The 19757-nt window shown below is 69.6% G+C and carries 19 protein-coding genes; 13 read left to right on the forward strand and 6 right to left on the reverse strand.

Annotation, left to right across the window (positions count from 1 at the left end):
• Positions 1–9: 9 nt before the first annotated feature.
• The 4 genes from ACFRMN_RS29400 to ACFRMN_RS29415 form a co-directional block, all read right to left on the reverse strand.
• Positions 10–909, reverse strand: a complete 900-nt coding sequence (locus ACFRMN_RS29400; RefSeq protein WP_383024886.1) for an oxidoreductase — start codon at positions 907–909, stop codon at positions 10–12.
• Between the two features lie 119 nt (positions 910–1028).
• Positions 1029–2561 (reverse strand): tripartite tricarboxylate transporter permease, encoded by a 1533-nt coding sequence (locus tag ACFRMN_RS29405; RefSeq protein WP_383024888.1) that lies wholly within the window; start codon positions 2559–2561, stop codon positions 1029–1031.
• A gap of 3 nt (positions 2562–2564) precedes the next feature.
• A complete protein-coding gene (locus ACFRMN_RS29410) occupies positions 2565–3194 on the reverse strand; it encodes a tripartite tricarboxylate transporter TctB family protein (protein WP_383024890.1) in 630 nt (209 codons plus the stop codon).
• Positions 3194–4177 (reverse strand): Bug family tripartite tricarboxylate transporter substrate binding protein, encoded by a 984-nt coding sequence (locus tag ACFRMN_RS29415; RefSeq protein WP_383024892.1) that lies wholly within the window; start codon positions 4175–4177, stop codon positions 3194–3196. The genes ACFRMN_RS29410 and ACFRMN_RS29415 overlap by 1 nt, the downstream gene beginning before the upstream one ends.
• Before the next feature lie 179 nt (positions 4178–4356).
• Between ACFRMN_RS29415 and ACFRMN_RS29420 the strand changes: the two genes are divergently transcribed.
• From ACFRMN_RS29420 to ACFRMN_RS29475, 12 genes are all read left to right on the forward strand, one after another.
• Positions 4357–5040, forward strand: a complete 684-nt coding sequence (locus ACFRMN_RS29420; protein WP_383024987.1) for a response regulator — start codon at positions 4357–4359, stop codon at positions 5038–5040.
• Between the two features lie 97 nt (positions 5041–5137).
• Positions 5138–5413, forward strand: coding sequence for a hypothetical protein (locus ACFRMN_RS29425; RefSeq protein ID WP_383024894.1), 276 nt, complete (start codon positions 5138–5140; stop codon positions 5411–5413).
• Between the two features lie 339 nt (positions 5414–5752).
• A complete protein-coding gene (locus ACFRMN_RS29430; protein ID WP_383024896.1) occupies positions 5753–6397 on the forward strand; it encodes a GntR family transcriptional regulator in 645 nt (214 codons plus the stop codon).
• Complete coding sequence (locus ACFRMN_RS29435; protein ID WP_383024898.1) at positions 6394–7308, forward strand: dihydrodipicolinate synthase family protein; 915 nt, start codon at positions 6394–6396, stop codon at positions 7306–7308. The genes ACFRMN_RS29430 and ACFRMN_RS29435 overlap by 4 nt, the downstream gene beginning before the upstream one ends.
• On the forward strand, positions 7305–9146 hold the full coding sequence (gene araD / locus ACFRMN_RS29440; RefSeq protein ID WP_383024900.1) for an L-arabinonate dehydratase: 1842 nt from the start codon (positions 7305–7307) through the stop codon (positions 9144–9146). Before ACFRMN_RS29435 ends, araD begins: the two co-directional genes overlap by 4 nt.
• A gap of 117 nt (positions 9147–9263) precedes the next feature.
• Positions 9264–10217 carry a carbohydrate ABC transporter permease gene (locus tag ACFRMN_RS29445; RefSeq protein WP_383024903.1) on the forward strand — a complete coding sequence of 318 codons (954 nt, stop codon included), beginning with the start codon at positions 9264–9266 and terminating at the stop codon, positions 10215–10217.
• A gap of 8 nt (positions 10218–10225) precedes the next feature.
• Positions 10226–11128, forward strand: coding sequence for a carbohydrate ABC transporter permease (locus ACFRMN_RS29450; RefSeq protein WP_383024991.1), 903 nt, complete (start codon positions 10226–10228; stop codon positions 11126–11128).
• Complete coding sequence (locus tag ACFRMN_RS29455) at positions 11125–12288, forward strand: Gfo/Idh/MocA family protein (RefSeq protein WP_383024906.1); 1164 nt, start codon at positions 11125–11127, stop codon at positions 12286–12288. The genes ACFRMN_RS29450 and ACFRMN_RS29455 overlap by 4 nt, the downstream gene beginning before the upstream one ends.
• Positions 12285–13157, forward strand: a complete 873-nt coding sequence (locus ACFRMN_RS29460; protein ID WP_383024909.1) for a PmoA family protein — start codon at positions 12285–12287, stop codon at positions 13155–13157. The genes ACFRMN_RS29455 and ACFRMN_RS29460 overlap by 4 nt, the downstream gene beginning before the upstream one ends.
• Before the next feature lie 124 nt (positions 13158–13281).
• Positions 13282–13437: a hypothetical protein gene (locus ACFRMN_RS29465; protein WP_383024912.1), complete on the forward strand. Its 156-nt coding sequence runs from the start codon at positions 13282–13284 to the stop codon at positions 13435–13437.
• Positions 13438–13474: 37 nt separating this feature from the next.
• Complete coding sequence (locus tag ACFRMN_RS29470) at positions 13475–14812, forward strand: ABC transporter substrate-binding protein (protein ID WP_383024915.1); 1338 nt, start codon at positions 13475–13477, stop codon at positions 14810–14812.
• Positions 14813–14854: 42 nt separating this feature from the next.
• Positions 14855–16207, forward strand: a complete 1353-nt coding sequence (locus ACFRMN_RS29475) for a polysaccharide lyase family 1 protein (RefSeq protein ID WP_383024918.1) — start codon at positions 14855–14857, stop codon at positions 16205–16207.
• Between the two features lie 23 nt (positions 16208–16230).
• On the opposite strand, the gene ACFRMN_RS29480 is transcribed toward ACFRMN_RS29475, so the two are convergent.
• The gene (locus ACFRMN_RS29480; protein ID WP_383024921.1) at positions 16231–17085 is read right to left on the reverse strand and encodes a putative protein N(5)-glutamine methyltransferase; all 855 of its coding nucleotides are present in this window, start codon (positions 17083–17085) and stop codon (positions 16231–16233) included.
• A 455-nt stretch (positions 17086–17540) separates the two neighbouring features.
• Between ACFRMN_RS29480 and ACFRMN_RS29485 the strand changes: the two genes are divergently transcribed.
• Positions 17541–18608, forward strand: a complete 1068-nt coding sequence (locus tag ACFRMN_RS29485; protein ID WP_383024924.1) for a lytic polysaccharide monooxygenase — start codon at positions 17541–17543, stop codon at positions 18606–18608.
• A 103-nt stretch (positions 18609–18711) separates the two neighbouring features.
• Here ACFRMN_RS29485 and ACFRMN_RS29490 read toward each other — a convergent pair whose 3' ends face one another.
• Positions 18712–19647, reverse strand: coding sequence for an esterase/lipase family protein (locus tag ACFRMN_RS29490; protein WP_383024927.1), 936 nt, complete (start codon positions 19645–19647; stop codon positions 18712–18714).
• Positions 19648–19757 lie beyond the last annotated feature (110 nt).

Raw genomic sequence — 19757 nt, forward strand, 5'->3', positions numbered from 1 at the left:
GGCTTTCGCTCATTCCCCCGCCTGGTGGGGGGATGCGAGACGGCTCACCTCGTCGGCCGAGAGACGCAGCGCGCCGGCGGCCACGTTGTCGGCCACGTGATCCGGATTACCGGTGCCCGGAATGGCCAGCACATGCGGCCCGCGCTGGAGCGTCCATGCCAGCCTGACCTGCGCGGCGCTCGCCCCGTGCGCCCGCGCGACGGCGCGTACGTCCTCGCTCTCGGTACCGCTCGCGCCCGCCTCCCGCCCGGCTCCGGCGATCGCGAAGAACGGCACGAACGCGATGCCCTGTTCGCCGCAGGCGCGGAGGAACTCATGGTCCTCGGGCCGCGCGTCGATACCGTAGGGGTTCTGCACACAGACCACCGGCGCGATGGCCCGCGCCTCCGCGAGGTGGTCGGGCCTGACGTTGGAGACGCCCAGGTGGCGGATGAGCCCCGCGGTGCGCAGCTCGGCCAGCGCGCCGAAGTGCTCGGCGATCGAGCCGGTGGTCCGCAGTCTCGGGATACGCAGGTTGACCACGTCGAGGTGGTCCCGGCCGAGTTGGCGCAGATTCTCCTCGACCTGTCCGCGCAGCTGCTCCGGAGTGGCCCACAGCCAGTCGCCCGACGGGTCCTTGCCGGGACCGACCTTGGTGGTGATGACGAGGTCGTCCGGGTACGGGCCCAGCGCCCGGTTGATCAGCTCGTTGGCGGACCGCAGCGACGAGAAGTAGAACGCGGCGGTGTCAATGTGGTTCACCCCCAGCTCGACCGCGCGGCGGAGCACGCTGATCGCCCGGTCGCGGTCGCTCGGGGTGCCGTCGGCGTTCGCCGTCAGGCGCATCGCGCCGAAGCCGATCCGGTTGACTGTTCTGTCGCCGAGCCGCCAACTGCCCGCGGAGTCCGCGGTGATCGTCTTCGAGGTCATCGGGGGAGTATGCCATACGGCCGTGTGGGGTCGGGGTCGGCCGTCCTTGCCGTACGCGTCCGCCCCGCGACCACCGGAGTGGTGGTCGCGGGGCGGATGGCGACGTCAGTCCTCGTACGTCACACCGTCACATCGCTGCGGTCACCGCGGTCACTACGGTCACCGCGGTCCCGGCGCAGCGCGATCAGCTTGTTCACCGCCGGCCAGGCGAGCAGCAGCACGATCACCGCGTACACCGTTACGGAGAAGGGCGTGTTGACCAGTCCGGTCACGCTTCCGTCGCTGATCTGGAGCGCGCGCCGCAGCTGCTGCTCGGCGGCCGGGCCCAGGATGACGCCGATCACGGCCGGCAGCACCGGCAGTCCGTACCGCCGCATGCCGAAGCCGATCAGACCGATGATCAGCAGAATGATCAGGTCAAGCGCCTCCCCGCCGACCGCGTACGCGCCGACGGCCGCGAAGAAGAGGATGCCCGCGTAGAGATACGGGCGCGGGATGCGCAGCAGCTTGGCCCAGACCGGCGCGAGCGGCAGGTTGAGCGCGAGCAGCAGCACCATGCCGACGAAGAGCGAGGCGATCAGGCCCCAGACCAGGTCGGGTTCGCGTTCGAAGAGCAGCGGTCCCGGCTGGATGCCGTACTGCTGGAAGGCGGCCAGCATCACGGCGGCGACGGCCGTCGTGGGCAGCCCGAGGGTCAGCATCGAGACCAGCGTCCCGGCCGCCGAGGCGGAGGCCGCGGACTCGGGTCCGGCCACGCCCTCGATCGCGCCCTTGCCGAACTCGTCCTTGTGCTTGGAGAGCCGCTTCTCCGTGACGTACGAGAGGAACGTGGGGATCTCCGCGCCGCCGGCCGGGATCGCGCCGAACGGGAAGCCGATGAGCGGTCCGCGCAGCCAGGGCCGCCAGGTGCGGCGTACGTCCTTCTTGCCGAGCCAGGGACGGCCGACCGGGATCGCCTCGCCCGTCGTGCGCCGCAGATGCGCGGCGACCCACAGGGCCTCGCCGATCGCGAAGAGCCCGACCGCGACGATCACCACGTCGATGCCGTCGGCGAGCTGAAGCGTGCCGAAGGTGAGCCGCTGCTGACCGGTCATCTGGTCGAGACCGACCAGACCGAGCGTGAGTCCGATGAGCAGTGAGGCGAGTCCGCGGATCCGGGAGGAGCCGAGGACGGAGGTGACGGCGATGAACGCGAGCACCATGATCGCGAAGTAGTCGGGGGCACCGATGTCCACCGCGAGCGAGGCGACGGTGGGCGCGAGGACCACCAGCAGGATCGTGCCGATCATGCCGCCGGCGAAGTGCCCGCCGGCCGCCGCGGCGAGCGCCTGCGCTCCCCGTCCGGCCTTGGCCATCGGGTTGCCCTCGATGGCGGCCACGACGGCGGCGCTCTCACCCGGGGTGTTGAGCAGGATCGAGGTGGTCGAGCCGCCGAACATCGCGCCGTAGTAGATGCCGGCGAACATGATGAACGCACCGGTCGGTTCGAGCCCGTACGTCACCGGGAGCAGCAGCGCGACGGCCATGGCGGGGCCGATGCCGGGGAGGACCCCGATGGCCGTGCCGAGCAGCACGCCTATCGCGGCCCAGAGCAGATTCATCGGCGTGAGCGCCGTACCGAAGCCGTCGATGAGCGAGTTCAGGGAGTCCATCGGTTACAGCACCCCCATCAGCGGGCCACCGGGGAGGGGGACACCGAGCAGGTTGTTGAAGACGAAGTAGGTGACGAGCGCGAGGCCCGCGGCGATCAGCGGGTCACGGTCGTAGTGGCGGCTGCCGAGCGCGTACGCCGAGCCCCAGAAGAGCAGGGCGCCGGAGATCGGGAAGCCGAGCGGGCCGATGAGGACGGCGTTGCCGAGGAAGACACCGGCGAGCAGCAGTACGGTCCGCCAGTCGCTGGGCTCCGCGAGGTCGATGTCCTCGCCGCCCTCCGCCTCGCCGCGTCCGCCGCGCAGGACGTCGAGGGTGAGCAGTACGGCGACGATGAGCAGGCCGATGCCGACGACGACCGGGACGGTCTTGGGTCCGACGGGGCCGCGCTGGGCGATCTCGACATTCATGGTGAGCGCGTCGGTGAGGACGAGGACACCGAGGACGAGCAGGAGGAGTCCGACGCCGATCTCGGAGTGCTCGCGCAGCCAGGAGCGGGCGCCGGGGCCGGTGCGCGGCGCTTCGGGGGATCCGGGTGTTCCGGATATTCCGGAGACTTCATTCGTTCCGGATGCTTCGGTCACTTCGGACGCTTCCGGCTTGTTCGGCGTTCCTGGCGTGCCGGTGGGTGTCATCACAGTCCCAGCTCCTTCAGGACCGAGTCCACGCGGCGGTTCTCCTCGGCGAGGAAGTCTCCGAACTTCTCGCCGGTCAGGAACGCGTCGTCCCAGCCGTTCTTCTTGAGGGAGTCCCGCCACTGGGACGAGTCATGGAGCTTCTCGATGAAGGCGAGAAGCTTGGTGCGCTCGGCGTCGGAGATTCCCGGCGGGGCGACGATGCCGCGCCAGTTGGTGAAGTCGGTGTCGAGGCCGGACTCGCGCAGGGTGGGGGCGTCCAGGCCGGGAAGCCGCTCGGGGCCGGTGACCGCGAGAAGCCGCAGCTCACCCGACTCGATCTGGTCGCGGTACTCGCCGAGGCCGGAGACTCCGAAGGAGACCTTGTTGCCGAGGATCGAGGCGAGGAGTTCGCCGCCGCCGTCGAACGGGACGTAGTTGACCGTCTTCGGCGCGATGCCCGCGGCCTCCGCCATCAGCATGGGGGCGAGATGGTCGGGCCCGCCGGGGGCCGATCCGCCGCCGACGGGGACCTTGGCCGGGTTGGCCTTCCAGGCCGTCAGCAGGTCGTCGATGGTCTTGAACGGGGAGTCCTTGCTGACGACGACGATGTCCGACTCTTCGGTGATCCGGGCGATCGGGGTCGTGTCGGCGAGGGTCTTGGGCGACTTGTTGGTGTGGACGGCGCCGACCACCCCGAGCCCCATGGACATCGCGAGCTTGCCGTTGCCGTGTTCACCCACGAGCCGGGCGAGACCGACGGTGCCGCCCGCCCCGGGCAGGTTGAACACCTCGATGTTGTGAGTGAGTTCGGCGTCCTCGGCGTTCTTGGCCATGGTGCGGGCCGTGATGTCGTAACCGCCGCCGGGGGTGTTGGGGACCATGAAACGCAGGCCGGGGATCTGCGTACCGGTGTCGTCGCCGCTGCCCGCGGTGAGCAGCGGCGGCCCCACCAGCACCAGCAGCGCCGACCCGAGCAGGGCCAGGGGGGTGCGCAATCGCACGTGTGCCGCCTTTCGGAATTCTGAGCGCGAAGAGATGAGCGAAGAGGAAGAGGTGAGCGAAGAGGTGAGCGAAGAGCTGTGAAGTGGGCCACATGTTGCCTTCGCGTTAACAAGCTGTCTCTCTTCCGGAATCAACGGACGTTGTGGTCGTTGTGGTCGCGGCCTAGCGTGTCGGCGTGATGAAAGTGCTGGTGGTGGACGACGACTTCATGGTCGCGAAGCTGCACAGCCGCTTTGTGTCCGCCATGGACGGGTTTACGGTCGTCGGGGTGGCCCACAGCGGTGCCGATGCGCTGCGCGCCGCCGAGCGGCTGTGGCCGGACCTTGTCCTGCTCGACATCTATCTGCCCGATATGGACGGGATCGCCGTACTGCGCGAGCTGCGGGCGGCGGAGGAACGGGACCGAAGACCCAACAGCGTCGACGCCCTGTTCATCACGGCGGCGAGGGACGCGGGGGTGATCAGGGCGGCGCTGCGCGCGGGCGCCCTGCACTATCTGATCAAGCCCTTCAGCCAGGCGGCGCTCCAGGAGCAGCTGCGCCACGTCGCCTCGCTGCGCTCGCGCCTGGCCGGCCTGGGCGAGGCACGCCAGGAAGACGTGGACCATATCTTCGGCACCCGCCCGCCGGGCAGCCGCGAACTCCCGAAGGGCCTGGCCCCGCACACGGCCGATCTGGTCGAACGAGTCCTGCGCGCACACGCGGACGGCCTCTCGGCCACGGAATGCGCCGAGGCGGGCGCCCTGTCGCGGGTGAGCGCCCGCCGCTACCTGGAGTACTTCGCGACCACGGGCCGAGCGGAGATAACCCTGCGCTACGGCGGCACGGGCCGCCCGGAACGCCGCTACCGCTGGCGGGGCTGAGCGCGTAACGGATCTACAGGGTTATGGTTTCGCGGCCGCCCCAGCCCCTGTGCCGCCCTGTCGACCGGCCGCACGGGATCCTGCGTAGGGTTCGGTCATGACCAGGGCAAAGGGGCGGTGGCCCAAGCTGGAACCGGACCAAGGCGTCGAGGACGCGACGCTGCTCATCCTGGAATGGCTCGGTGAGCAAGGTGTGGGGGCCATGATCCGGGTTGACGCGGAGCGCATGCGGGACGGTCGGCCGGCGTGGACCTTCGCTGCCGGTGGTGGCCCTCTGTCCGGGGGAATGAGGGCTGATGGCGCCTCCGTCGAGGAATGCATGGGCAGGGCACTGCTCAAACTGCGCGAGGCCGGGCTGACCGTACCTTTCTGACCAGGAACCACAAGCCTCGAACACAGGGCGCCGCGACGAGGACCGGTACAAGGATCGCAACGATCCGCTCATGATCCGGCGGGCAGGAGCGCGGCGGTCTCACCCAGAACTCGGGCCGCCGGTGCCGGGTCGACCAGCCGCTTCAGGTGGCTGCTGGTGAGCGTACGGAGTACGCGGCGCCCGCAGCCCTTTTCCCGCGCGCTGGATCGCGCCGCGCGCTTCGTAGAAAGCGCTTCACCAACTTCTGCGCGAAGCATTGACGAAACATCGGGACCGGCCCTAGCTTCATCGCGTCGTACTTCGTACGTCATATATGAGACACGAGATCTGAGAGCGCCCATGGCCTTCGCCCCGAGTCCGATCCCCTCCCGCACCCAGTACGTTCTGGAAGCGATCAAACACGGCATCCTCACCGGCGGCCTCAGCCCCGGTCAGCCCCTGGTCGAGACCGAACTGGCCGCGCAATTCGGGGTGTCGAAGACTCCGGTACGGGAGGCGCTGAAGACCCTGGCGGGCACCGGCCTCGTCGTGATGAGCCAGTTCAAGGGCGTCACCGTCCGTACGGTCGACGCGGCCATGGCCCACCAGGTCTATGACGTAAGGCTGTTGCTGGAGCCGGAGGCGCTTCGCCGCTCCCTGACCCGCCGCGCCTCGCTGGAGCCCGCCAGGGAAGCCCTGGTCAAGGCGGACGAAGCGGCGGACCGCGCCGAACGGTCGCTCGCCAACCGGGAGTTCCACCGGGCGCTGTATCTCCCCTGCGGCAATCCGCTGCTGGCCCGGATGCTCGACGAGGTACGGGACCAGGCGGCCCTGGTCTCGACCGTCGCCTGGGCCGCCGTCCCGTCCTGGGAGCAGGAGGCCGGGGAGCACCGGGAGATCCTGCGGCTCGCGCTCGCCGGTGACGCCGACGGCGCCGCCCGGGCACTGCACGACCACATCGCCTCATTCGTACAGCGGGCGTTCCCCGAGGGAGACCACGCATGACGACCACTCCTGACCTCGATTCGTCGCGGGACGCGCTCGCCGATGTCGTGGCGATCCCCGTCACACCGTTCGGCGACGACGACACGCTCGACCTCACCGCCCATCGCGCTCTGCTGCGCCGGCTGCTCGACGGCGGCGTACGCACCCTCACCCCGAACGGCAACACCGGTGAGTACTACGCCCTCAGCCCCGACGAGCGCCGCGTGGTCACCGAGCTGACCATCGAGGAGGTGGCGGGCCGGGCGTCGGTGCTGGTCGGTATCGGTCTCGACCTGCCGACGGCCGTGGCAGCGGCGACGCACGCCCGCGAGGCCGGGGCCGGGATGGTGATGGTCCATCAGCCCGTGCACCCCTATGTGTCGCAGGCCGGCTGGATCGACTACCACCGCGCCATCGCGGACGCGGTGCCGGAGCTGGGCGTCGTCCCGTACATCCGCAATCCGCGGCTGAGCGGTGCGAGCCTCGCGACGCTCGGGGAGCTGTGCCCCAATGTCATCGGGGCGAAGTACGCGGTGCCGGACGCGGCGGGCTTCGCGGCCTTCGCGCGGGACGCGGGGCTGGAGCGGTTCGTCTGGGTGGCCGGGCTCGCGGAGCTGTACGCCCCCTCGTACTTCGCGGGCGGAGCCACCGGTTTCACCTCGGGCCTCGTCAATGTCGCCCCGGCCGTCTCGCTGGGGATGCTGGAATCGCTGCGGGCCGGGGACTACGCGGCCGCCATGAAGGTGTGGGAGCAGATCAGGCCGTTCGAGGAGCTGCGGGCCGCGCGGCAGTCCGCCGACAATGTGACGGTGGTCAAGGAGGCGCTGGCCGCTCTCGGTCTGTGCCGGCGCGACATCCGCCCGCCGAGCCGCGCCCTGCCCGAGGAACGGCGCGCCGAGGTCGCCGCGATGGTGGCGGGGTGGGCGATATGACCGTACGGCGTGAGGGCCCGACCGCGGGGCCCCCGGACGGGACGGTGCGGCCCCCGGACAGGACGGTACGACCCCCGGACGGGACCGCTGAGCCCGAGGGCGTGACGACCGTACGCCCCGAAGACCTGCGCAGTCACCGCTGGTACGGCGGCGGCGACGGCTCGACCGGCCTCCGCTCCTTCAGCCACCGCGCCCGCACCCGCCAGCTCGGCTATCTCCCCGAAGAGCATCTGGGCAAGCCCGTCATCGCGATCCTCAACACCTGGTCCGACATCAACCCCTGCCATGTCCATCTGCGGGAGCGCGCGCAGGCGGTGAAGCGCGGGGTGTGGCAAGCCGGCGGCTTCCCGCTGGAGTTCCCGGTGTCCACACTCTCCGAGACGTTCCAGAAGCCCACGCCCATGCTCTACCGCAATCTGCTGGCGATGGAGACGGAGGAGCTGCTTCGCTCCTATCCGGTCGACGGCGCGGTGCTGATGGGCGGCTGCGACAAGACGACACCGGCGCTGCTGATGGGCGCGGCGAGCGTCGATCTGCCGGCCGTCTTCGTACCCGCCGGGCCCATGCTGCCGGGGCACTGGCGCGATGAAGTGCTCGGCTCGGGCACGGACATGTGGAAGTACTGGGACGACAAGCGGGCCGGGCTGATCGGCGACGCGGAGATGGCCGAGCTGGAGAACGGTCTGGCCCGCTCGCCCGGCCACTGCATGACCATGGGCACCGCGTCCACGCTCACCGCCGCCGCCGAGGCGCTGGGCGTCACCATGCCCGGGGCTTCCTCGATCCCGGCCGTGGACTCAGGACACGACCGGATGGCCGCCGCCTCCGGCCGGCGCGTGGTGGAGCTGGTACGCCACGATCTGCGGCTCTCGAAGATCCTGACCCGGGAGGCGTACGAGGACGCGGTGGCCACCGTCCTCGCGCTGGGCGGCTCGACGAACGCGGTGATCCATCTGATCGCGATGGCGGGACGCTCGGGGATCCGGCTCACCCTCGACGACTTCGACAAGGCCGCACGTACGGTGCCGGTGCTGGCGAACCTCCGTCCCGGCGGCCGGTATCTGATGGAGGACTTCCACTTCGCCGGCGGACTGCCCGCGTTCCTGGGTCAGTTGACGGACGTACTGCACCTGGACCGGCCGACCGTCGCGCACCCCACCCTGCGGAAGCAGCTCGACGGCGCGCTCGTCCACAATCCGGATGTGATCCGGCCGCGCGAGAACCCTCTCGCGGCGGAGGGCGGGGTGGCGGTGCTGCGCGGCAATCTCTGCCCCGACGGCGCGGTCATCAAGCACATCGCCGCCGAACCGCGCCTGCTCAAACACACCGGTCCCGCCGTGGTCTTCGACGACTACCGGACGATGCAGCGGACCATCAACGACCCGCAGCTCGGCATCACGCCCGGTCATGTGCTGGTACTGCGCAACGCGGGCCCCAAGGGCGGCCCCGGCATGCCGGAGTACGGGATGCTGCCGATCCCCGACTATCTGCTCAAGCAGGGGGTGCGGGACATGGTCCGGATCTCCGACGCCCGGATGAGCGGCACGAGTTACGGCGCGTGCGTCCTGCACATCGCGCCCGAGTCCTATGTCGGCGGGCCGCTCGCGCTCGTACGCACCGGCGACACCATCACCCTCGATGTCGAGGCCCGTAGCCTCCATCTCCACCTTTCGGACGGGGAGTTGGCGCGGCGGCGCGGCGAGTGGACACCGCCGCCCGAGCGCTACCGGCGCGGTTACGGCGCCCTCTACGACGAACAGATCACCCAGGCCGACACCGGGTGCGACTTCACCTTCCTGGCGAGGCCCGGCGAGGTGCCCGACCCGTACGTGGGCTGAGACGGCCCGTCGCACGCCCGCCCGTCCTCGTCCGCCCCCCGCATTACCCGGATCCACCGGTTCGGCATATCGAACACCGTCTGCGAAGCGCTTCACCAAAGGAACGGAGAAGCAGTCATGGCCTCAGCTGTGGCGCAGGACTCACCAGGGGCTCCGCCGCCCCGGACGCCCGGGAAGCCGGGGCGCCGTACGGGAGCCACACCACGCCGTCTCCCGTATCTGCTGATCGCCCCCGCCGGACTGCTGATGCTCGGCTTCATCGCCTATCCGATGCTCAGCGTCTTCTACTACAGCCTCCAGAACTACAACGTCACCAAGCCCTGGCGGAACGGCTTCGCCGGCCTCGACAACTTCCGGCGGATCTTCACCGACGACCCGCTGTTCTGGGACAGTCTCGTCTTCAGCGGCAAATGGGTCGTCACGGAAGTCACGCTCCAACTGGCCCTGGGGCTGGTGCTGGCGCTGCTCGTCAACCAGACCTTCATGGGCCGCGCGGTGGCCCGCGCCCTGGTCTTCTCGCCCTGGGCCGTCTCCGGCGTGCTGACGACCACCATCTGGCTGCTGCTCTACAACCCGTCCACGGGCGTCGGCCGCTATCTCGCGGACGCGGGCATCGGTGAGTACGGCTCGTCCGTGCTCTCCGACACCGGCACCGTCTTCTGGGCCGCCGTACTGGCCGAACTCTGGCGCGGTGTGCCGTTCTTCGCGATCCTCATCCTCGCCGACCTCCAGTCCATCCCGGGCGATCTGTACGAGGCGGCCTCGGTCGACGGGGCGAACAGGTTCCGGCAGTTCCTCCACATCACACTCCCCCACCTCAGGGACGCGATCATCCTCTCCACACTGCTCCGGGCCGTGTGGGAGTTCAACAACGTCGATCTGCTGCTGACCCTCACCGAGGGCGGTCCCGCCGGTGTCACCACCACACTGCCGCTGTATGTGGCCGTCACCGGTTTCGAAGCACACGACTTCGGCTACGCGACCGCGCTGACGACCGTCGCCTTCGCGATCCTCCTCTTCTGCTCGATCCTCTATCTCCGCCTGAGCAAGTTCGGAGGCGACCACAAGTGACCGCTGTCATCACCGAGAAGTGCCTGCCCGCCGCGCCCGCGGACGGCGGCCGGAAGCCCCCGCCCCCGCGGCGGAAGCGGCGCGGGCGGCGCGGGCGTGCCTTCGACGAGGTCCCCCGGTGGCAGATCTATCTGCCGCTCGGCCTCTATCTGCTCTTCACCCTCATCCCCTTCTACTGGATGCTGCTCTTCTCGCTGCGGCCCGCCGGCTCCACCTCGCTGGTGCCCTGGCCGGTCACCTTCGACCACTTCGAGAAGGTCTGGAACGAACGCAGTTTCTCGGTCTTCTTCCAGAACAGTGCGCTGATCGGGGTCTTCACCCTGATCTGTACGACGGGGGTCGCGCTGGCCGGCGGCTACGCCCTGGCGCGCTTCGACTTCCGTATCAAGCAGGGCTTCATGCTGGCGCTGCTGTGCTCGCAGTTCATCCCGGGCGCGCTGATGCTGGTCCCGCTCTTCCAGATCTTCAAGAACCTCTCCCTGATCAACTCCCCGCTGAGCGTGGTCATCGCGGAGACGGTCTTCCAGCTGCCGCTGTCGATCATCCTGATCAGCGGCTTCATCAAGAATGTGCCGTACTCCCTGGAGGAGGCGGCCTGGGTGGACGGCTGCTCACGGCTCCAGGCGTTCCGTATCGTCGTCCTGCCCATGCTGCGGCCCGGTCTGATCGCCGTCGGCTCCTTCGCCTTCGTCCACAGCTGGAACCACTTCCTCTTCGCCCTGATGTTCCTGATGGAACAGGACAAGCAGACGATCCCGGTCGGCCTCTCCACCCTCATCGGCGCGGACAGTGTGGACTTCGGGGCGCTCGCCGCGGGCGGTGTGATCTCCGCGGTGCCGGTCGTCATCGTCTTCGCGTTCATCCAGAAGTGGCTGATCACCGGCTTCAGCGCGGGGGCGGTGAAGGGATGAGCCTCCCCGTCGTGCTGGCAGGGGCGCGTGGTCACGGCCGTACGCATCTGCGCAACATCCGCCGTCTCGAACAGGCCGGGCCGGTACGGCTCGTGGGCATCTGCGAGCTGGAGCCGCTGAGCCCGCGCGAGCTGGCCGACGCCGGTTACGGTGCCCCGGGGCCCGCGCAGTCCTCCGACTTCGGCGAGCTGCTGGAGCGCACGGGCGCGCGGATCGCGGTCATCTGCACGCCCATCCACACCCATACGGATCTGGCCCTCACCGCCGCGGCCCATGGTGTGCACACACTGCTGGAGAAGCCGACCACACCGTCGTACGCGGAGTACGAACGGCTGCTGGCCGGCCTCGACGAGCGGGGCACGGCCTGCCAGGTCGGGTTCCAGTCGCTCGGCTCCCACGCGGTCCGAGCGATAAGGGAGCTGATCGCGGACGGCACGATCGGACAGCTGCGCGGGATCGGCGCCGCCGGGGCATGGGTACGGGACGAGGCGTACTTCCGGCGGGTCCCCTGGGCCGGACACCGCACCCTGGACGGGCGGGACGTCGTGGACGGCGTGCTCACCAACCCGCTCGCGCACGCGGTGGCGACCGCCCTGCGTATCGACGGCAGTGATCTGGCCGAGGACATCTCCGAGTCGGAGCTTGAGCAGTACCGGGCGCATGACATCGAGGCCGACGACACCAGTTGTCTGCGGCTGCGGACAGCGAGGGGGACCCGGATCGCGGTCGCCGTCACCCTGTGCGCGGAACGGAACGCGGAGCCGTACGTCCTGGTCCACGGGACGGAGGGCCGGATCACCTTCTGGTACAAGCAGGACCGGGTGCTGGTGGAGCGTGCGGGCGTGGGCCCGGTCGAGACCGTCCACGCGCGTACCGACCTGCTGGAGAATCTGGTCGCGCATGTGCGCGACGGCAGCGGGCTTCTCGTACCGCCCCGCCGTACGGGCGCCTTCACGCGGATCGTCGAGGCCATCAGGACCGGGCCGTCTCCCGAGCCGCTGCCCGCGGACGCCTGGTACAGCGCGCCCGGCGAGAAGGCACCGCGCCGGATCGTCAAGGGCATCGACTCGCTGATCGAGGCCGCCGCCGAATCCCTCGCCACCTTCTCCGAACTGGGCGCGGACTGGGCCGTGCCCCCGGCGCGGGTGCTTCCGCGGTGAGCGGGGCACGGCTCTCCCGGGCCGAAGAGGTGACGGTACTGCGCTGTGACGTCGGGCCCGTGGCCGACTACGTACACCGGCCGCGGCTGCCCGGAACGCTGTCGCCGCGACCGTATCTGCATCCCGTACGGACCCTGGGCGGTGTCACGGTCACGGAGCTGGGGCCCGCCGACCATCCGCACCACCTGGGCGTCTCGATGGCGGTGCCGGACGTCGCGGGTGCCAACTTCTGGGGCGGACGGACCTTCGTACGCGACCAGGGCCCCGTATGGCTGGCCAACCATGGCTCGCAGCGGCACACGGACTGGCTGCTGCGGGACCCCGACGGCTGTGTCCAGGAGCTGTGCTGGACACACGGCGAACGTCAACTGCTCAGGGAGCGCCGCACGATCAGCGCTCTCGCCCTCTCCGGCGACGCGTGGGTCCTCGATTTCACTTCGTCGCTGACCAATGTGTCGGACGGGGAGCTGTCGCTCGGCAGTCCGGCCACCAACGGCCGTGCGGGGGCGGGGTACGGGGGATTCTTCTGGCGAGCGCCCAAGGAGGACGCGGCGGGCCCGGCACCCGACGCCTTCACCGAGGGCGCGTCGGGCGAGCGCGCGGTGCACGGGAGCACCGCGCCCTGGCTGGCGCTGGCGGGCCGGGACTGGACCCTGATCTTCGCCGGGGCGAACCGGGAGACCCGCGACGACCCCTGGTTCGTCCGTACCACCGACTATCCGGGGGTCGGCTCAGCGCTGGCCTGGCGGCGGCGGCTGCCGCTGGCCGCGGGCGGCAGCGTCTCCCGGCGCGTGGTGACGGTCGTCGCGGACGGCCGGCTCGACCGGCGGGCCGCCGCCGCGCTCGCGCGCAAGGCGGTGGCGGTATGAGCCCGCCGCGCAGCGCCCGAGCCACCACGTAACGCGACACCACACAACACACCACGCCTCATCACACACCACCGCCTCAGCACGTACCACCGCCTTCAGACGTAAGCCTGTGAGGAGAGCCGCAATGACGCCGCACCTGCGCAGCAAGCATTTCCGGGCCGGTGCCACCGCCTGCCTGACCACACTGACCGTACTCACCGCGTTCACCGCGCTCACCGCGCTCTTCGCGGCCCCGGTCGCGCCACCTGCGAGCACCGACAGCTGGGCGCCGCACCAATGAATTCAGCAGAGAACCCACCGAGAGAGAAGAGCCGACCATGAGAATCTCCAAGGCAGTCAGAGGGCGGACGGCCGCGGCCGTCTCCCTGACGGCGGTGCTCGCCCTGACGGCGACCGCGTGCGGTGACGACGGAAGCGGCAGCGGCGGCGCCGAGGGCTCCGGCAAGGGCGAGATCACCCTCTGGGACAACAACACCGGTGAGCGCCGGGACGTCTGGGCGCGGATCATCAAGGACTTCGAGAAGCAGAACCCGGACATCCGCGTGAAGTACGTCGGGATCCCGATCGACCAGGTGCAGGCGAAGTACGACACGGCGATCGACGGCGGCGGGCTGCCGGACGTCGGCGGCGTCGGTACCGCCTATCTCTCCAACCTGGTGGTACGGGACGTCCTGGAGCCGGTCGGCGACCGTATCGACGCGAGTTCCCTCAAGGGCAGGCTCGTGCCCGCGATGGTGGACAGCGTCAAGGCGGCGGGCGGTCGCGGGGACTCCATGTACTCGGTGCCGACGTCCAGCAACAACGGCACGCTCTGGTACCGCACGGACCTGTTCGCGGGGGCCGGTCTCGAACCGCCCACCACCTGGTCGAAGTTCTACGCGGCGGCCGAAAGGCTCACCGTGGCCGGGAAGAACCGGTTCGGCTACACCATCCGGGGCGGCGCGGGTTCCATCGCGCCGGCGATGGACGCGATGTACGGGCAGTCCGGCATCACGTCGTTCTGGGACGGTGACAGGACGACCGTTAACGATCCAAAGAACGTGGCGGCGCTGGAGAAGTACGTCGCGCTGTACAAGAAGGTGACACCGTCCGCCGATCTCAACAATGACTTCATCAAGATGGTCGCCCAGTGGGACAACGGCTCCATCGGCATGCTGACCCACAACCTCGCCTCGTACCAGGATCATGTGAAGGCGCTGGGCGCCGAGAAGTTCAAGGGCCTCCCCTACCCGGCCCAGGAGAACGGCTCGCGCGTCCAGGTCTCCAACCCGGTGGACGGTCTGGGTCTGTTCAAGAACAGCGAGAACAAGGCCGCCGCCTGGAAGCTCATCGAATTCGCCGCCTCCCACAAGTCGAACAGCGCGTGGAACGAGTCGGCGGGATCCATCCCGGCCAACACCGACGCCGCCTCCGACGCCTGGATCCAGCGGGCCGAGCCGACAGCGGCGGCGATGAAGGCGCTCAGCGACGGCTCGACCAAGATCGTCAATCTGCCGTACTACCTGCCCGACTGGAACACCATCAGCAAGAGCGGCAACGAGCCGAACTTCCAGAAGGTGCTGCTCGGTGACATGACCGCGAAGGAGTTCGCGGACAAGGTCGCCAAGGAGCTCAACGAGGCCCAGGCGGAGTGGAACGAGCAGACCAAGGGCTGACCTGTCCGAGGAGAAGTCGGACGAGGAGTTGGAGGAGAAGTCATGCGCATAGGGAGACATCACACGCTCATCGCGGCGGCGGGGCTGGCGTGCGCGATGGCGCTGCCCACGGCCGCCCCGGCGGCTCCGGCATCACCAGCGCCGGCACCGGTATCGGCGCGGGTGTCGGCGTCGGCACGGCCGTCCCTCGAACGGGCCGTCCTCGCCCCCGACGACGGCTGGGCCTCCGCCGACGGCGGCACCACCGGCGGCCGGGCCGCGGACGCCGCACACGTCTACACCGTCACCACCTGGGCCCAGTTCAGACAGGCCCTGACCGACGCCGCGGGCAGTCCGTCGGTCATCCGGGTCAAGGGCACGCTCGACGCCCTTTCCGACGGCACGGGGAACCCGCGCACCTGCGACGACTACGCCGTCGACGGCTACTCCCTGGCCGGCTACCTCGCCGCGTACGACCCGGCGGTCTGGGGCCGTGAGAACCCGGTCAGCGGCGAACAGGAAGATCTGCGGGCCGCGTCCGCCGCCCGTCAGGCCGCGCAGATCAAGGCGTATGTCCCGGCCGACACGACCATCGTCGGTGTGGGCCGGGACGCCCGTATCCTCGGCGGCAGCCTCCAGGTGAAGGATGTCGGCAATGTCATCATCCGCAACCTCACGTTCGAGGACGCCTTCGACTGCTTCCCCCAGTGGGACCCGACGGACACCGAGCTGGGCAACTGGAACTCCGAGTACGACAATCTGGTGCTGTACAACGCCACGCGTGTGTGGGTGGACCACAACACCTTCACCGACGGCCGCCGCCCGGACAGTGAACAGCCCCACTACTACGGCCGGTTGTACCAGCAGCACGACGGCGAGCTGGATGTCGTCCGGGGCTCGGATCTGGTGACCGTCTCCTGGAACGTCTTCGCCGACCACGACAAGACGCTGATGATCGGCAACAGCGACAGCGCCGCCGCCACCGACCGGGGCAAGCTGCGGGTCACACTGCATCACAACCGCTTCACGGACATCATCGAGCGGGCACCGCGGGTCCGCTTCGGGAAGGTCGACGCGTACAACAACCACTTCGACGTACCGGAGTCGGGCTACGGGTACTCCTTCGGCATCGGTCTCGAATCCCAACTGGTCGCCGAGAAGAACGCGTTCACACTCCCGTCGACCGTGAGCGCCGGCCGCGTCCTGAAGAAGTGGAACGACGCGCCGGTCACCGCGGCGGACAACCACGTCAACGGGAAGTACGTCGATCTGCTCGCCGCCCACAACGCGGAGATCCCCGAGGAGACACTGCGCCCCGACGCGGGCTGGACGCCGACGCTCCGCACCACGGTCGACCACCCGCGCGCGGTCCCGCACCGGGTCGACAGGGGGGCGGGCGCCGGAAAGATCCACTGACCGGACAGGACCCCGGACAGCTCTTAGGGGGCGGGCATGGTTCCCACGACGACGGTGGCATAGAGCTCGTCGGAGCGCGCCACGCGTGGGATCAGCCCGCTCCCGGCGACGGTCTCGACGGCGCGCGCGGCCTGGTGCTCGCTCGTCTCGACCAGCAGGCCCCCGCCCGGGGCCAGCCAGCGCGGCGCCTCCGCGGTCACGCGCCGCAGGACGTCGAGCCCGTCCGCACCACCGTCGAGCGCCACCCGCGCCTCGTGGATACGGGCCTCCGGGGGCAGCAGTCCGACCTCCTCGGTGGGTACGTACGGCACGTTGGCGAGCAGGACGTCCACACGGCCCCGCAGGGCGACGGGCAGCGGAGCGTACAGATCGCCCTCGTACACCCGGCCACCGACGGCCGCGACATTACGCCGGGCGCAGCGCACCGCGGCCGGGTCGATGTCGGCGGCGTGCAGTTCGGCCCGGTCCAGGATCCCGGCCAGCGCCGCGCCCAGCGCGCCCGAGCCGCAGCACAGGTCGACCACGACGGCTCCGGGCCCGGCGAGGGCGGTGGCGGCGACGGCGGCCTGCCGCACAAGGAATTCGGTACGGCGGCGGGGTACGAAGACCCCGGGGTCCACAGCGATCCGCAGTCCGCAGAACTCCGCCCAGCCGAGGACGTGTTCAAGGGGCAGACCGCCGACGCGCCGGTCCACCATGGCCGCGAGATCGTCCGGCGTCGCCGCCGTGGAGATGAGCAGCCGCGCCTCGTCCTCGGCGAAGACACAGCCGGCGGCGCGGAGCCTGGTGACGATGACGGACTCGGTCGCGGAAGAAGGCTCGGAAGGAGACTCGGAAGAAGAAGGAGAAGAAGAAGAGGACGGAGAAGGAGCCGACATGAGGAGGAGGAGCCTTTCGGGATGCCGATGGGCACTCCCGGCGGTCAGCTATGCCTGCGGGACCGCGCGGCCGTGAAAGGGGAGCACCCGACCTGATACAGCGGTAATGGGTCTCGCCTCCTTCGGTAGGTAACGTCCACAGCTCGTACTGCGCTGGTCACCCTACCCGAGCCCGGCCCCCCGGGGCGCGGACGGATGAGAGTGACCGGCCCGTCCCCGAGGGCTGCCAAGGGTTGCCCGGGGCTTCCCAAGTACTTCCCAGAGGCTTCCTGAGGGGTCTCTTAGCCGCTCCTTAAGCCGAGCATAAGGAGCGTCGTCACCCGCTCCCAACAGCCGATTTCGCGGTTCCGGGCGGCTAGTTTGCTGATCGCTGGGGCGGTACGGCGACGGGGAGGTCACCTGCCGCTCCGGCTGTCCCCCTCCCCGCTGCCGCCGCTCCGAAGGAGAACCAGTTCATGACCGTTCGACGTACGGCCACCGGGATCGTCGTCCTCGGCCTCGCTCCGCTCGCGCTGGCCGGGCTCTCCGCCGGGCCGGCCGCCGCCCATGGCTCGATGACCGATCCGGTCAGCCGGGTCGCCGCGTGTTTCGCCGAGGGGCCGGAGAGTCCGCGGTCGGCGGCGTGCGAGGCGGCGGTCGCGGCCGGCGGAACGCAGGCGCTCTACGACTGGAACGAGGTCAATATCGCCAACGCCGCCGGGAACCACCGGCAGTTGATCCCGGACGGCAAGCTGTGCAGCGCGGGCAGGGACAAGTACAAGGGACTCGATCTGGCGCGCGGCGACTGGCCGTCGTCCGAGCTGGCACCGGGCAACCGCACCTTCCGCTACAAGGCGACCGCGCCGCACCGCGGCTCCTTCGAGCTGTATGTCACCAAGGACAGCTATGACCCGGCCAAGCCGCTGAAGTGGTCGGATCTGGAGGAGAAGCCCTTCCTCAAGGTCACCGACCCGAAGCTGGAGAGCGGCGCCTATGTCTTCGACGGCATCGTCCCGAACAAGTCGGGCCGTCATCTGATCTACTCCATCTGGCAGCGCTCGGACAGTCCCGAGGCCTTCTACACCTGCTCCGACGTGGTCTTCGGGCAGGACAACGGCGGTGCGGGCGGCGGTGCGCCGGCCGCTTCCGCGCCCACCGACGAGAAGATCGCGGACGGTACGGAGAAGTCCACCGTCGAGCACAACGGCCATGGTGACCTCGGTACCGACGCGACGAAGGTCTCGGCGAAGGACACCCCGGCGACTCCGGCCACTCCGGCCACTCCGGAGAAGCAGCCGGACACCAGCACCGACGCCTACGCCGACTCCGACACCAATGCCAACGCCAACGCCAACGCCGACACGGAAGCCAACTCCCCCGAGGCGAAGAGCGCCGACGGTCAGGACACCCTCGCCGCGACCGGCGGCGACAGCACCACGTCATACCTCGCGATCGGTGGCACGGCGGCCCTCGCCATCGGTGCCGCGGTGACCTTCGGAGCCGCTCGCCGCAGGGCCGTATCGTCCGGGCGCCATAGCCGCTGACCCCCGCCGTACGGCACCGCACACTGCCTTCCGCAACCGGGAACTCTTCGGCGGCGGAGGGCAGTCGTGTGTGTACGGGTGTACGGATGTACGGGTGTACGGGTCAGCCGATCACCGAGGAGCAGGTGGTCGGGGTGGCACGGGCGGGATCGAGCGCGTTGGTCACCTCGTGGAAGGCGATCCTGTCGATCGTCCCGATCGCCACATGCTCGGAGAGATCGACCGGGCACAGGTCCTGGAGCAGCACATTGCGTACGTCCGGGCCGGTCAGGAACTGTGACCGGTACGGGGTGACCACCTCGTCGTACCGGGTGGCTATCACGGTATAGCGCACCCCGGGAACGGTGTCGCCGCCCGCGTTGAGCTTGGTGAGGAAGGCGGATCCGGCTATCTGGTCGGCGAGCCCCGGGGTCTTCTCGTTCAGCAGATCGACCGCCCCGGGGAAGTACGGCAGCAGCCGTGTCAGCCCGAGCAGGGTGCTGCCGCGGTTGGAGGGGGCGAGGCCGACCAGGGCGTTCACCTTCGCCGCCCCGCCGAGGAACTTCAGGTAGTAGCGCGGCATCATGCCGCCCTGGGAGTGGCCGACGATATCGACCTTCGCGGCGCCGGTGGCCGCGAGCACCTTGTCGACATAGGTGGCGAGTTGCCCGGCCGAGGCGTCGATGGGGCCGAGGCCGTAGAAGAGCGGGACGCCGGGGAGCTGCCCGTAGTCGAGGGAGAAGACGCAGTATCCGCGGTTCACCAGATACGGGGCGAGGCCGAGCCAGTTGTCGACGGCGTTCCCGAGGGTGCCATGGACCAGGACGACGGGACGGGGATGGGCGGCGGAGGGCTTGCAGGAGTAGTCGTTCCAGCCGCTGCTCGACGCGGAGACAGCGGAGACAGCGGGTACAGCAGGTACAGCGGAGACGGCGGCGGTGGGGGCGCCGGACACGGAAGTGGGGGTGGTGGGGGCCGCGGCAACGGCGGGGGTGGCCAGGAACGTAGCGGCCAGCAGCAGCGCGGTCAGTGGTCCGAGCGCGCGCTTCCAGGGCAGCATCGTGTGATCTCCTTGCGGCTCAAGGGAAATGGCGATGACTGTCAGCCCTGTGGCCCGGACCACAAAGATGCTTCCGCTATGAAGTTACGCATGAGTAAGGTGAAGAAGGG

The organism is Streptomyces sp. NPDC056835, assembly GCF_042789485.1.
Taxonomy (GTDB): domain Bacteria; phylum Actinomycetota; class Actinomycetes; order Streptomycetales; family Streptomycetaceae; genus Streptomyces.

Coding starts and splice junctions, on each gene's coding strand:
- ACFRMN_RS29400 (WP_383024886.1), bottom strand. CDS start 909: ATGACCTCGAAGACGATCACCGCGGACTCCGCGGGCAGTTGGCGGCTC.
- ACFRMN_RS29465 (WP_383024912.1), top strand. CDS start 13,282: ATGACGCCGCACCTGCGCAGCAAGCATTTCCGGGCCGGTGCCACCGCC.
- ACFRMN_RS29420 (WP_383024987.1), top strand. CDS start 4,357: ATGAAAGTGCTGGTGGTGGACGACGACTTCATGGTCGCGAAGCTGCAC.
- ACFRMN_RS29480 (WP_383024921.1), bottom strand. CDS start 17,085: ATGTCGGCTCCTTCTCCGTCCTCTTCTTCTTCTCCTTCTTCTTCCGAG.
- ACFRMN_RS29490 (WP_383024927.1), bottom strand. CDS start 19,647: ATGCTGCCCTGGAAGCGCGCGCTCGGACCACTGACCGCGCTGCTGCTG.
- ACFRMN_RS29430 (WP_383024896.1), top strand. CDS start 5,753: ATGGCCTTCGCCCCGAGTCCGATCCCCTCCCGCACCCAGTACGTTCTG.
- ACFRMN_RS29425 (WP_383024894.1), top strand. CDS start 5,138: ATGACCAGGGCAAAGGGGCGGTGGCCCAAGCTGGAACCGGACCAAGGC.
- ACFRMN_RS29485 (WP_383024924.1), top strand. CDS start 17,541: ATGACCGTTCGACGTACGGCCACCGGGATCGTCGTCCTCGGCCTCGCT.
- ACFRMN_RS29405 (WP_383024888.1), bottom strand. CDS start 2,561: ATGGACTCCCTGAACTCGCTCATCGACGGCTTCGGTACGGCGCTCACG.
- ACFRMN_RS29445 (WP_383024903.1), top strand. CDS start 9,264: ATGGCCTCAGCTGTGGCGCAGGACTCACCAGGGGCTCCGCCGCCCCGG.
- ACFRMN_RS29455 (WP_383024906.1), top strand. CDS start 11,125: ATGAGCCTCCCCGTCGTGCTGGCAGGGGCGCGTGGTCACGGCCGTACG.
- araD (WP_383024900.1), top strand. CDS start 7,305: ATGACCGTACGGCGTGAGGGCCCGACCGCGGGGCCCCCGGACGGGACG.
- ACFRMN_RS29435 (WP_383024898.1), top strand. CDS start 6,394: ATGACGACCACTCCTGACCTCGATTCGTCGCGGGACGCGCTCGCCGAT.
- ACFRMN_RS29410 (WP_383024890.1), bottom strand. CDS start 3,194: ATGACACCCACCGGCACGCCAGGAACGCCGAACAAGCCGGAAGCGTCC.
- ACFRMN_RS29475 (WP_383024918.1), top strand. CDS start 14,855: ATGCGCATAGGGAGACATCACACGCTCATCGCGGCGGCGGGGCTGGCG.
- ACFRMN_RS29470 (WP_383024915.1), top strand. CDS start 13,475: ATGAGAATCTCCAAGGCAGTCAGAGGGCGGACGGCCGCGGCCGTCTCC.